Source organism: Streptomyces sp. M41(2017) (assembly GCF_002078175.1).
In the GTDB taxonomy this organism is placed as follows: Bacteria; Actinomycetota; Actinomycetes; order Streptomycetales; family Streptomycetaceae; genus Streptomyces.
Map to the genome: position 1 here is coordinate 437,168 of NZ_MWFK01000002.1, position 13,156 is coordinate 450,323.

Sequence of the window (13,156 nt, forward strand, 5' to 3'; positions counted from 1 at the left end):
TACGCTTCCCGGCCGGGAAGCGTACGGGGGAGCCGCGGCGGCGGGTCAGTGCCGGTGCGCCGAGGGCCCCGTGGTGAGGGTGAGCGTCTGCTCGGCCGCCGTGCGGCCCCCGCCGACCGGGCCTTCCTTGGTGTCCGTCCATGCCCGCGTCGGGGTGGTCTCCGCGAGCCTGGTCGGGTTGCCGGACAGCCCCAGGACGAGTCCGCTGTAGCGGTTGACCAGGCGGTACGTTCCGGTTGCCGCGCCCCTCGTGGTCGTGGAGGGGACGACGAACCACTGCTGCCCGACCGTGGGGCCGCCGGCCCGCGCGGTGGTCACCGTGGGCTTGGCTCCCCACGCTCGCCCGGCGTCGCTCGTGGCGTCGACGCCGAGGAGCCCTCCGGTGGAGGCGTTCGCGATGCGGTACGAGCCGTCGCCGTCGGAGGTGAACTTCCACCGGCCCAACGGTGAACTGCCGTCCCCGGCAAGAGAGGTGGTCGCCGCACCGCCTTGCACCTGGGCGAGGAGCCGCCCGGTCCCGCTCGCGATGGTGCAGGTCTTCCCCGAGACGACGGGAGCGGCGGGGACGCTGGTGTCGACGACGGTCTCGTAGTACTCGCCGTCGGTGCCGTCTGCGCACTGGAACGAGCAGTAGCTGCGGAACCTCTTGCCGACGATGGTCGACCCGGTCCGGTTCACCGAGTCGAGCATCCAGCGGTACCAGGAGCCGGTCCGGTAGCCGCCGGTGTCGCCGAGCAGGCGCCACTTCTGGGTGGCGAGGTTGTCGGTCGCGTAGAAGCGCTGCGGCTCGGAGGAGTCCTGCACGACGGCTTCGGGCTGTCCGATGTAGAGGCCCAGGTGGGCGTCGTACGCGATGTTCATCGTCAGCAGGTCGGACTTGGCGGGCAGTGTGCCGGCCTTCTGCTGTTCGGCGACGCTGCCGGGGTTGCGCGGGTCGTAGTCGTGCCCGACAGCCGTGTAGCCGGTGGGGTGTTCGGCGTCGACGGGCTCCATGTTGCTCTCCAGGCCGCCGAGTCCGGGCTGCGACCAAGCGCCGCCGTACCACTTCTTCCACGAGCCGGGCGCCATCTTCGCGGACATCGGGGCGCGGGCCACGTGGGCGCGGCTGCCGTCGGTCCAGCCTCCGGGGACGCCGGCCTTCGGTATCGCGCGGGAGTTGTAGTAGACGTAGAAGTAGCCGGAGGCGGTGTCCACGAACAGGCGGGGGTCACCGTCGCCGTAGTCGTAGGTCTCGTGCGGAAACGCCGTGTCGTCACCTCTCCTGGTGCTGTACGGCGAGGTCAGCACATGGCTCTTGAAATGCCACGTCCGGCCCTGGTCCTTCGAAACGGTGTAGTCGATCGCGTCGTAGTGGAGACCGTCGCCGAAGGGGCTCGGGGTGAACTCGTTGTGGACGAGGCCGTACCAGTCTCCGCTGTCGGGATCGACCCACACGCCCATCAGGTCGCAGTAGTTCTTCTGCGCGTAGCTCGACGTGTCCGGGGCGTACGTGGACTCGCGGCCGGTGGGGCTGTTGTTGCAGCGCCAGGTGGTGTCGTCGTTGCGATCGCGCGGGTCGGCGGGGTTCACGGCGTCGCTCAACGCCGCGTCGCGGGTGGCCGCGTCGAAGTTCGCGCCGGAATAGAAGGTCCACTCGCGAGGGTCGTCCGCGCCGTACAACGCGTGGGCCGACTGGTAGTGGAACGAGCCGTCCTTGTCGATGTAAGTCGCGGCCGGGCTGTCGTCGGGGTGGGTCCACGCGCCCTTCGCGCCGACGGAGACCGTGAAGGTGGGGGCTTCGGCGGACGCGGGCCGGGTGGTGAAGCCGCCGAGCAGCATCGCGCCGGCGGCGGCCAGCGCGCAGACGGCCTTGGTTCCTGGACGAGCTGGCACAACTGCTCCTCTCATGCCTGAACACGCCGTGTCGACAGGGCTGTTCAGGAGGGGCGAGACGTCCGGAGGGGGGCGCCGACGCGAGCAGGCCGGGGCCGTCGGACCGTGGGGGTTCGCAGGGCGTTCGTGGTGCCGGTTGATTTAGTTCGACTAGAATCCGAACTAATACAGAAGCTGTCAAGGACTACGGTGGACCGGGCACGCGAGGATCTCCCCTCAACCCGGTTGCCGGCCGGAGCACTTGTCAGCACGGGAACGACGGCCCACGCACCGGTCGCGGGCCAGGGAGGGACATCGGTGAGCCGCACGTGACCGAACTCGACATGACGCGGCTGCCGCATGCCGCCCTCCCGGACGCCACCGGCCCGCGGGACCGGGCGTCCGTCCGCCGTACGAACCTGGGGGCGGTGCTGGGCCTGCTGCGCGACAGCGGCCCGCGCTCCCGCGCACAGATAGCGATCGACACCGGCCTGCCCAAACCGACGGTCACCAGCCTCGTCGCCGAACTCGTCGCCCTGCGCCTGGTCCGCGAGGGCCCCGCGCGGAGGGAAGGAGCCGTGGGCCGCCCCGGCACACTGGTGGAGCTGGACGGTGGGGCCATCTGCGGCGTCGGCGTGGAGATCAGCACCGGCTACGTCCACATCCTCGCGCTGGCCCTCGACGGGACAGAGGTCCACGAGGACCGGATCTCGCTCGCGGTCAGGGACGAAGGCCCGGACGCGACGCTGGACTTGACGTCCGTTCACCTGGCCGACTGCCTCGCCGCCCTCGACCGCGAAGGCAGGCGCCCGGTCGGACTCACGCTCGCCCTGCCCGGCGTCATCGACATAGCCTCGGCCACGGTCACGTACGCCCCTGGGATCGGCTGGCGCGACGTGGCCGTCGCCGACGCGCTGCGGACACGCCTCGAGCGGGCCGTCCCGGGGACGCTCCCGCCGATCGCCGTGGACAACGACGCCAAGCTGGCCGCTCTCGCCGAGTACGCGCAGGTGCGCGGCTCCGGTGTGCACGACATGCTGTGCATCACCGGGGAGCGGGGCATCGGGGCCGGCATCGTCAACGACGGCCGACTGCTCCGCGGCGCCGCCGGATTCGCCGGCGAGGTCGGCCACATGCCCCTCGATCCGCACCGCAACCCCTGCGTCTGTGGTCGTTACGGCTGCTGGCAGACCATGGTCGGTCTGGACGCCATCCTTCGGCTCGCCGCACCCGGCAACGACCCGGTCCATGACCCTGACGTCGAACTCGCCATCCGACTGGGCGACGTGCGCCGCCGGGCCGAGGCCGGCGATCCCCGCACCATCAGCGCGCTGGACCGGGTGGCACATGACCTCGGCCTCGGCCTCGCGCTGCTGGCCGATGTTCTCAATCCCCGACTCGTGATCCTGGGCGGCTACTTCACCCACATCGGTGACCTGTTCCTGGACACCGTCCGCGAGAGTGTCCGGGCCCGGGTGATGGCACCGCAGGCGGGAGGCTGCGAAGTACGCCTTTCCACCCTGGGGTTCACGGCAGCGGCACGCGGCGGGGCCCAGCTCGCACTCGACGCGGTCTACCGGCGGCCCGCCCTGTTGTCGTAGCACGGGGCGGGGTGGCGAGCCCGGGGGCAGGTGCGAAGGCCGGTGGAGCGCGGCTTCGGTCACGCCCGGTGCCGGGTGAGTCCCGGCGCCCTCGCATCCGATCGCGCCCGCGAGCGTGGGCACGCGTGTCGGCACGGCCCGGACGGCACCCTTCCATCAGAGTTCCCGTACGGGCCATGTCGCGCGCCGGGTCGCATCACCCCGGACGCGCGACAGCCGTCGCATGAGGGAAGGTATGGGGATGAAGCACGGTGACGCCGACAGACTTCGAGGCCCGACATGCCGGGTGACGAGGAGGTGGAGGTGATGGGGTTCAGCCGTGCCGAGCTGGAGAGTTTCCGAGGCGGGTCGCTGCCCGACCTCCTCGGTCCTCGTACGCGGCTGCTCTTCGTGGGAGTCAACCCTGGACTGTCGGCCGTGGCCCTGCAGGCGCCCTTCCCCAGCCGTACCAACCGCTTCTACCCGGCCTTGTACAGGGCGGGTATCACCGAGCGGCTGATCGACGCCTCCTCCGGGTTCGCCCCCGGCGACCGGGAATACCTCGTCGAGCGGGGCGTCGGGGTCACCGCCCTCGTCCCGAAGGCCACCGCACGAGCGGACGAACTGACCGCGGCGGAACTGGTCGCGGGAGCAGAGGCCCTGGCCGAGACGGTCGAGCGCGTCGAGCCGCACGTGGTCGCCGTTCTCGGGATCACCGCGTTCCGGGTCGCGTTCGCGATGCCCAAGGCCCGTGTCGGCCGCCAGCCGGGCCTGTTCGCCGGCGCACAGCTGTGGGTCGTGCCCAACCCGAGCGGTCTCAACGCCCACTCCTCGCTCGCGGACCTGGCCGTCGCCTATCGCGAGGTCGCTGTCGCCGCCGGAATCGAGCTCGTGCCGACTTCACCGTAGAGCACACGTCAGCAGCGCGGAAGCGGATTCGTCTCGTCGATGACGTCACTGTCCTTCACGAAGCCCCAGCCGTCGTGACCGAGGTGAGGATTGTCGGCGAGCGTGTAGATCCAGCGGTTGGGATGGGGACCACCGCCGCCGGTCGGATCGCCCTCGTACCGACAGGTGAACCAGTTGCTGTCGGAGTTGAGGTAGCCGACGGTCTGCCCGGCCCACTGGACGCGGATCCCCGGCTTGTTCTCGCACCACCAGTGGCCGTTGAGCGCGTCGACCTCGCAGGTGGACACCGCGGCGCTCCCCGAAGGCCGGGCGACCGCCGCGCTCGTCAAGGTGCTGACCAGAAGGAACGCGCAGGCTACGGAGCCCGCGAGACGGCCGCCGCGCGGCAGGGTCTTCATCATGAACACATCCCGGAAGTCGGTGGCCTCGAGTGCTCCCACCCTCACGGGCCCGGCGACGAGATGCCATCCATTCCATCAGCGTCGAACAGTCGGGCACCGACGGCCTGGTCCACCGCCCTCAACCTGAAAGGGCCGCTCCGGGACCGCACGGTCGCCACCCGAGCGACACCAGAGCGGCCCCCGACCACTTCCCCGGCCACGACCACCCGCACAGCATCCGGGCCGCCCGCTCTGTTCGAGCAGTGTTCGCGCGCTGTACGTTTTCTCCGTGTGTCATGGCGGACGGTCGTGAACGCGACGGGTGCAATCCGATGTTCGGCTGCAATCCTGGGTGCTCACTTCCGTTCTCACTCTGGGTTGCACGCCCGGTGGCCCGGACTGACAACGTTGTCTATCGCCAGGGTCCAACGGTGCGTGCGTACAGCGACGCTGGAGAAGTCACGTGCCGATAAGATCCCATCCCCCCTTCCCCCGGGTGATCCTCGCGAGAACAGGCCGGCGGCCTCGCCGGCCGTTGCGCGCGACCGTCGCCGTGCTGCTCAGCGGAGCTCTCGGCGTCGCCGCGTTGGCGGGTGGCGGCACAGCCGCGGCAGCGCCCGCCGCGGCCTCGTCCGCGGGGTCCGGCGGGACGGACTACACCAGGCTCGTCGACCCGTTCGTCTCGACCGCCGGAGACGACGGCAACGACCTGCCGGGCGCGCAGGCACCGCACGGTCTGGCCAAGGTCAACCCGCTGACCACACCGGACCGCAACCACACCGGGTACGACCACGACGAGGACCACATCGCCGGTTTCACCGCGACGAACCTCGACGGGGTCGGCGGCTCGGGAGGCGGTGGCGACCTGCTCGTCGTACGACCTCCGTGCGCTACGACAAGCGCCCCGCGCCGAGCACGTACGCCCACGCCTACAGCCACGACGACGAGACGGCGACACCCGGCTCCTACCAGGTGGGCCTCGGCGCCGTCACCGGTACCGGCTCCTCGGTGCGACAGGGCTCCGGCACCGTCAAGGCCGAGATGACCGCGACGACGCGTACGGCGCTCGAACGGTACAGCTTCCCCGCCGGGGCGGAGCCCGAACTCGTCCTGGACCTCGCGAACAACTTCACCAGCCGCACCCGTTCGACGATGAAGGCGACGAAGCTTCCGGACGGGACCACCTCGATCTCCGGACTCGTCGCCGGATCGTTCAACGGCACCTCCTACCAGCTGTATTACAACGCCACCACCAACGTCCCCGTGACCTCCCTGAAGAGCTGGGGCAACGACGGCAGGCTGGTCGACGCGACCGCACAGGACGGGTCCGACACCGGCGCCGTCCTCGGGTTCGACACGTCCAGCGGCGACGACATCGAGCTGCGCATCACGCTGTCCCCGATCAGCGCCGAACAGGCCGCGACCGACCAGCGGAACGAGGTGGGCCACCTCACCTTCGACCAGGCCCGCGCCCGGACGAAAGCGGAGTGGAACACGGCCCTCGGCGCCGTCGACGTGCGGTCCTCGGCGAAGTCCGACCCGGGATCGACACTCACCAAGGAGTTCTACACCCACCTGTACCGCATGTACGCGCTGCCCGTGAACGCCACCAGCACCAGCGGCACGTACCGCGGCGCCGACGGAGCGGTGCACACGGCGAACGGCTACACGTACTACGACGGTTGGTCCACCTGGGACGACTTCCGCAAGTACTCCGTCGAGGCGTACATCGACCCGTCCACCTACCGCGACATGGTGCAGTCGCTGATCGAGCTGTTCGCCGACGCGCGCGCCTCGGGCAAGAGCCTCGGCAGCCTCACCCACTCGGTGCCGACCGTGCGCTGGGAGCGCTCGGCGGTCCTGGTCGCCGACGCCCTGTCGAAGGGCTACAAGAACTTCGACCGCCTCGATGAGGCGTACCCGGCGCTGCTGTCGTACTCCGGGTACTACACGGGGGCACAACTGCGGCAGGGATACGTCACCGGCGATCCCGGTACGACCGTCCAACGCGGCTACGACCAGTGGGCGTTGTCCGTCATCGCCGGCGCACTCGGCAAGGAGGATGACGCGAAGAAGCTGCGCGCCCAGTCGACGATGGCGATCGACAACCTCGTGAAGTCGGGCGCCTGGACCGCGGCCGACGGCACGAAGGTCGGTCTGCTCACGCCGCGTGCCGCGGGAGGCGACTGGCAGGCCGCCGACTACGAGAAGTTCGAGGCGGCCGGCCTCTACCAGGGGACGCTCTGGCAATACCACTGGTACGACGCCTACGACATGGGCGGGCTCATCAAGGCCATGGGCGGCGAGAAGGCCGGCAAGGCGGCGGTCAAGCACATGTTCGGCGAGGACTCCGGTGCCGACGACGGTTCGACGATGCTGCACTCCAACGCGAACGAGATCGACCTGCAGGCCCCGTACCTTTTCAACTACGTCGGTGAGCCGAGTCTGACGCAGAAGTGGGTGCGCGCCATCTACACCGGCACGACCTGGAACCGCTACATCGCGACGGGTTCCACGAACGAAGCCCCCAGTTCCGGCGGCCAGTTCACACCGCCGGTCAGGACCCAGGTCTACAAGCTGTCCCCGAACGGCTTCCTGCCGACCATGGACAACGACGCGGGCACCATGTCGACGATGTTCGTCGGCGCCGCGCTGGGTCTGTTCCCGGTCACCGCAGGTTCCAGCCAGTTCCAGATCGGCAGCCCGTTCTTCGACTCCACGACGATCACCTACGCCAACGGCAAGCGGTTCACGGTGAAGGCCGACGGGGTGTCTCCGAGCACCTACTACGTGCAGAACGCGACCCTGAACGGCAAGCGGTTCGACAACACGTGGCTCGACTACTCCCAGATCATCTCCGGCGGAACCCTGGACTTCACCATGGGCTCCAGGCCGTCCCAGTGGGGCACCCGTACGGAGCCGGCCTACTCGCTCAACACCGACACGGGCGACAGCGGTACGGGGACGGGCAGGGGCGAGACCGTCGTCTCCGCCCGGCCCGCGACCGTCGACACCGCCGCGGACGGGTCCGTCGACGGCAGCGTGAAACTCACGCTCTCCGGGCCGGCGTCGTTCGCCGCCCGCAACGGGACCAGCCTGACCAGGACGGGGGCGGCGACCGTGACCGGCCTCCCGGGCGGCGTCACGGCGGACCTGCGGGTCACCGGCTCACGCACGGCGACACTCTCCCTCGACGGCGCCACGCAGGTCGACGCGCGCTTCGGCATCACCTTCCAGGACGCGGCCTTCGCGCACGGCGTGCGGGCCTCCACGGTGCACGGCACCGGGACATCTCCCGCCGACCCGCTCGTCGTCTCCGCGGCCGCGGTGCGGCGCAAGGCCCTCGGTGCACTCGTCGACCAGGCGTCGCTGGTGCGCAGCGGCAACTACGCCGACGGCTCGTGGACCCTGTTCCGTGCGGCACTCGACCGCGCACGGACCGTCCTCGCGAACAGCACGTCCGCGACGGGCACCCTCATGGCCGCGGACGACGCCCTGCAGTCCGCCGTAACCGCCCTCACCATCGACGAGGGCGGCTACGCCGTCCTGCAGGCCGAATCGCCCGACGAGAAGGAAGGCCCCAGCCTCACGAGCGAGAAGAACAACTCGGACGGCAACCTCGGCGGCGTGACCGAGGGAGCGTGGGAGCGCTACACCAAGCTGGACTTCGGCGGCGTCGCGCCGCGCAGCATCTCGGTCCGCTACGCCAACTCGCAGGCGGCGAACGCGAAGCCGAGCAGCGTCGACATCCACGCCGGCGCGGCCGACGGTCCCGTCGTCGCCACCGTCCAGCTCCCGGGGACCGGCGGCTGGCAGTACTACTCCACCGTGCAGGCGGCCGTGTCCGATCCGGACGCCCTGCTCGACGCGTCGAGTGCGACCTTCGTCTTCCACTCCCCCTCAGGCCAGCAATGGGTGTCGAACTTCGACTGGTACCAGTTCTCGCCGTACGAGGTCTCCTCGTCCCCGTCGACCACGCTCGCCACACTGACCGCGGTGAACAGCACCACGACGGGCGGTGGCGCCTCGCCGCTCAACCTCTCGAACGGCATCTTCGAGAACGTGACGAACGGGGCGTGGGCCGAGTGGAAGGACACCGACCTCCGCGACGGCGCCGACACCGTCACCGTTCGCTATGACAAGCCCCAGTCGCGCGCCGCGTCGGACTCGCACATCGAGCTGCACCTCGGCTCGAAGGACGGAACGAAGAGCGTCGAGGTCCCCCTCGACTACAGCGGGTCGGGCTGGGGAACGATCGCGACCACCAGCGTGCACCTCGACCCGAGCGTCTTCAGCGGTGTCCAGGACGTGTACGCCGCCTTCGTCTCCAGCACACAGTCGGCGTCCCAGCCGTACGTGGGGAACATCTACGCGCTGAGCCTGACCCAGGACTCCGCCGCTCCCGTGGGATTCGACGCCACCGCCTTCCACTCGAACAGCGGCGGCGGGCTCAAGAGCGAGCCGGTCGGCTGGACCGGTTCGGGTTCCACCACCGATCTCGGCGGCACCTACGACGGAGCGTGGCTCAGCTACGGGAACGTCGACTTCGGCACCTCTCCCAAGAGCACCGTCACGATCACCTACGCGAACAACTCCGCCCGTTGCGGCACCGGTTCGGCCGTGCAGCTCTATCTGGACTCCTTCGACTCGGCCGACCCCGGAACGCCGGACGCGATCATGCCGCTGCCGGTCACGGGAGCCGCGTGGTCGTCAGGTGGGACCACAAGTCTGACGCTGCCCAAGGCGGTCACGGGCGCACACGCCGTCTTCCTGCGGTTGACGACGAACCCCGACTCCTCGCACCCCTACGTCGCGAACCTGGGCCGCGTCACGTTCAATCACGTCGACACACCCGCCGTCACGGACAGGTCCGGCCTGCGCAAGGCGATCGACCAGTACGCGGGCCTCTCCGGCGACGCGGCACGCTACGACACGATCGACTTCGGGGTGTACCGGCGCGAACTCGCCGCCGCCCGCGCCCTCGTCGACGCCGACAGCGCGTCCCAACTCGAGGTCGACACCCGGACCCGCAGCCTCACCCTCGCCGCCAGGCAGCTGGTCCCCTTGCCGAGGCTGCGCCTGGAGGACCTGGTCACGACCGCCTCAGCCCTTCAGGACGCGCGCTACACGGACGCCTCGTGGAAGGCCTTCACCACGGCACTCGCCGAGGCGAGGACCGCGGTCGGGAGCGACACGGCCTCGGACGAGACCCTCTCCGCTCGGTACGACACCCTCCACCGCGCCCTGTCCGGGCTCACCACCAGGCCCAGATCGGTACCGGCCGCGCCTGACGCGGTGTCGGCGACGTCGTCCGGCACGAGCGTGACCGTCGCCTGGGCCCCGCCCGAGGACACGGGTGGCGCACCGGTCACCGGCTACCGGATCGCTCTGAACGACGGCCGCCAGGTCGAGGTCCACGACGCGGACAGCCGCAGCACGACGTTCACCTGGCTGCGACCGGGTACGTACAGCGCCCGCGTCCGGGCGGTGAACGCCGTCGGCATCTCGTACCCGAGCACGCCCACGGCACCCGTGGTGACCGGCGGCGGCAAGCCGCAGAGGCCCACCGTGACCGGAGTGGTCACCGACGGCGAGCAGGTCCGCGTGACCTGGCGGCCTGCCGCCGACGGCGGGTTCCCGATCCTCGGCTACACCGTGGCCCTCGGGGACGGAACCACCGCACACGTCTCCGCCACGACCCGCACGGCCTTGCTCACCACCCCGGTCAGGGCGAAGGCACACACGGCCACCGTCACCGCGGTCACGGCGGCCGGAACCTCCGACGAGTCCACCACGACACCGCAGCGGAGCACCCGGGCGGATGCCTCCGACCCGGCCTACGTGTCGTCGCCCTTCCCGGACGAGACGCTCAACGCGGCCTACGCGTCGGACAAGTGGCCGGGGACCGGAGACGGGACCGACTACTTCTCGCAGCTGCTCAACGGCATCGAGGGCCTCGGCCCGGACATCCTCGGCGCCAACACCAAGGTGCCTCAGGGCAGTGCGCCGGCCGCCGAGAACGACCGGATCGCCATCCGCATCAACAACGCGGCGACGCAGAAGGAGGTGGACCGCGCCGAGGTCGACGCGACCAACAGTTCCACCGTCACCATGGCCGACGGCCTCGGCTCCCGGCTCGGGCGGATCTACAGCGACGCCCTGAGCGGCGGTCAACTGCCCAAGACCAGCGCCTTGTTCTCCCGTGTCACCAGGGATCTCGACAAGGTCGACGCGGCGAAGAACCACTACGGCTACCAACGTCCGTACGTGCGGCTCGGGTTCGTCGGCGACGGCGGCCGCGTCCACGAGTCGCAGGACGGCTCGTACGGGAGTCTCGCCACCAGCGGCTCCTACCCCAGCGGCCACACCTACGGCGGCTACGAGGCCGGGACCGTCCTCGCCACGCTTCTTCCGGAGCTGGCGCCGTCGATCCTGGCGCGCACCTCGGAGTACGGGGACAACCGCGTCGTCCTCGGGTTCCACTACCCGTTGGACGTCATGGGCGGCCGGATCTCCGGTCAGGCCACCGTGGCGCACCGGTGGGCGGACCCAGACTTCGCGAAGCTGCTGCTGCAGGCGCACACCGAGATGGAGAACGTACTGCTCGATCAGTGCGAGAAGGAGGGATACGGGGACACGCTCGCGGCCTGCCAGGGCGACGCGTACGCGGGGCTGAGCACGGCGCAGGACGTCGACCTGTACACGCGGCGCCTGACCTACGGGTTCTCCCAGGTGGGCAAGGCGGGGCAGGCCGTCGAGGCGCCGTCGGACGCGGCGGCGCTGCTGATCACGGCCTTCCCGGATCTCACCACCGAGCAGCGCACGCAGATCCTGGAGCAGACGGCGACGGACTCCGGGTATCCGCTCGACCTCACGGCGGACGGCCGGGCGAGCTGGCAGCGGATCAACCTGGCGGCGGCGATGGCGGCGCGGGTCGTCGTGAGCCCCGACGGGTCGGTGACGGTGCAGAACTTCTCGGACGCCACCAAGGCCAGTGTCGCCGACGCGAAGGCGATCACTGTGGGGGGTGCCGCGATCGACGGGTTCGATCCGGACGGGTCCACGTACGTCGTCGACTGGCCGAAGAACGCGAGGATCCCGGCCGTCTCCGCCGCACCTGCCCAGGCCGGTGCGCGGGTCAAGGTCACGGACGGCGGTTCGGTCCTGTCCTCGACCGGCTCCCGGTTCACCACCCGCACCATCAAGGTCACCTCGGCGAACGGTTCGGTCACCCGGACCTACACGCTGGGGTTCCGGCCCTCGGACCGCGACGACCGACCGGTGGCGGCCGGCGGCACGGCCGATGACCGGGCCGCCGGAGCGGCCACCCTGTGGGACCCCGCGGGCAGCGGGCCGGGCTCTCCCGGCGGCACCGGACGCTGGTCGCCGGCGACCGAGTGGGCACCGCCCGTCAGGCCCTCCGGTATCGAAGGAGGGCAGTGACGGGCGAGTGACGGGCGGGCCCCTCTGGACGAACCGACACGGTTCGTCCAGAGGGGCCGTCGCCGTGACGGGGTCAGCTCTTCCCCAAGGCCCGTGATCCCGTTGGGCACGCGGTGCGCACGCCTTGCCGCGACGCCTCGACGAGCGAGCGGTCCTTGTCGTGCCACGTCGCGACCTCGGGCGCTTCGGTGCAGTCCACCGTGCTGCCGCCGTAGACGCGGATGCCGACCGCATGCCCCCGGGACGGTGCGACGCCCCCGCGACAGGTCCGTCTGAAGTCGGCTTCCACCGCCTGCCCGAACTTCAGTTGTACGTAGACCCCGGCCGCGGGCATCGTGTACGACAGGACCGATCCGTCCGACCTCCCGGGTTCGATCTCCCCCGGCCCGTACAGAATCTTCAGGTCGCTGTAGGCCTCGAGCTTCCGCACGACCGCCGCAGGGTCGACGTCCGGGCCCTGTTCCACCGTGACCTTCGCCTTCGGGTGTGGCACCGGCTCAGCCGCGTCGGTGAAACCCCCACCGCCCTTGCCGAGGACATGCGGCTCGGAGACACCCGCCAGAAAGGCGTGTTTCGTGGGCTTGGACCAGGTGTACTTCGCGGCCACGCACCGCGGGGGTTCGGTCGGCGTGGCCGTTCCGGTCGCCCCAGTCGCGGCGACACGCGGCCTGGCATCACCCGAACTGCACGCAGCCGTCCCCGAGAGAAACGCGCAGACTGCGAGCGCGACAAGCGCCGACTGCTTGTAGGTCATACTCGGCCCCCCCCGGTCGACGTACGGCTGCAGCGGTATCCCGCCCTTGAGGATCACGGGGCGCTGAGTGGAAAGCACTCTGCCCGCCCGGAACACCGCCGCACAACGGACTTGAGCTACCTCTGATGTTGATGACGGCGACGCGCGCAGGAGGAGGTCACGTGTGCCGGGGTCGTGCCCATGGCCCGGATGGTGCCACCCCCACTGACAACGCCTTCGCCCGCGACCGGTCACCAGCC

6 protein-coding genes and 1 pseudogene are annotated in these 13,156 nt (G+C 70.3%); 4 read left to right on the forward strand and 3 right to left on the reverse strand.

From position 1 onward, the window contains the following. Positions 1–45: 45 nt before the first annotated feature. Entirely contained in the window at positions 46–1,872 is a 1,827-nt protein-coding gene (locus tag B0675_RS27590; protein WP_347110111.1) for an RICIN domain-containing protein, read from the reverse strand. Between the two features lie 308 nt (positions 1,873–2,180). Here B0675_RS27590 and B0675_RS27595 point away from each other — a divergent pair, with 308 nt between their 5' ends. Further along, positions 2,181–3,452, forward strand: coding sequence for an ROK family transcriptional regulator (locus B0675_RS27595; RefSeq protein WP_206602743.1), 1,272 nt, complete (start codon positions 2,181–2,183; stop codon positions 3,450–3,452). Positions 3,453–3,758: 306 nt separating this feature from the next. After that, positions 3,759–4,340, forward strand: coding sequence for a mismatch-specific DNA-glycosylase (locus B0675_RS27600; protein WP_081223921.1), 582 nt, complete (start codon positions 3,759–3,761; stop codon positions 4,338–4,340). Positions 4,341–4,348: 8 nt separating this feature from the next. Here B0675_RS27600 and B0675_RS27605 read toward each other — a convergent pair whose 3' ends face one another. Then, positions 4,349–4,741: a hypothetical protein gene (locus B0675_RS27605; protein ID WP_143661127.1), complete on the reverse strand. Its 393-nt coding sequence runs from the start codon at positions 4,739–4,741 to the stop codon at positions 4,349–4,351. 532 nt (positions 4,742–5,273) lie between these two features. Between B0675_RS27605 and B0675_RS42610 the strand changes: the two are divergent. Continuing rightward, positions 5,274–5,537, forward strand: a pseudogene (locus B0675_RS42610) (hypothetical protein); the annotation flags it as partial. Between the two features lie 68 nt (positions 5,538–5,605). Next, positions 5,606–12,163, forward strand: coding sequence for a glycoside hydrolase domain-containing protein (locus B0675_RS27610; RefSeq protein WP_241540025.1), 6,558 nt, complete (start codon positions 5,606–5,608; stop codon positions 12,161–12,163). Positions 12,164–12,236: 73 nt separating this feature from the next. Here the strand turns inward: B0675_RS27610 and B0675_RS27615 are convergent, their stop codons facing one another. Further along, a complete protein-coding gene (locus B0675_RS27615; RefSeq protein WP_143661128.1) occupies positions 12,237–12,917 on the reverse strand; it encodes a hypothetical protein in 681 nt (226 codons plus the stop codon). Positions 12,918–13,156: the final 239 nt, after the last annotated feature.

Bases quoted from the DNA above. Each gene is read 5' to 3' on its own strand.
- B0675_RS27600 (WP_081223921.1), top strand. From the start codon at position 3,759: ATGGGGTTCAGCCGTGCCGAGCTGGAGAGTTTCCGAGGCGGGTCGCTG.
- B0675_RS27605 (WP_143661127.1), bottom strand. From the start codon at position 4,741: ATGATGAAGACCCTGCCGCGCGGCGGCCGTCTCGCGGGCTCCGTAGCC.
- B0675_RS27615 (WP_143661128.1), bottom strand. From the start codon at position 12,917: ATGACCTACAAGCAGTCGGCGCTTGTCGCGCTCGCAGTCTGCGCGTTT.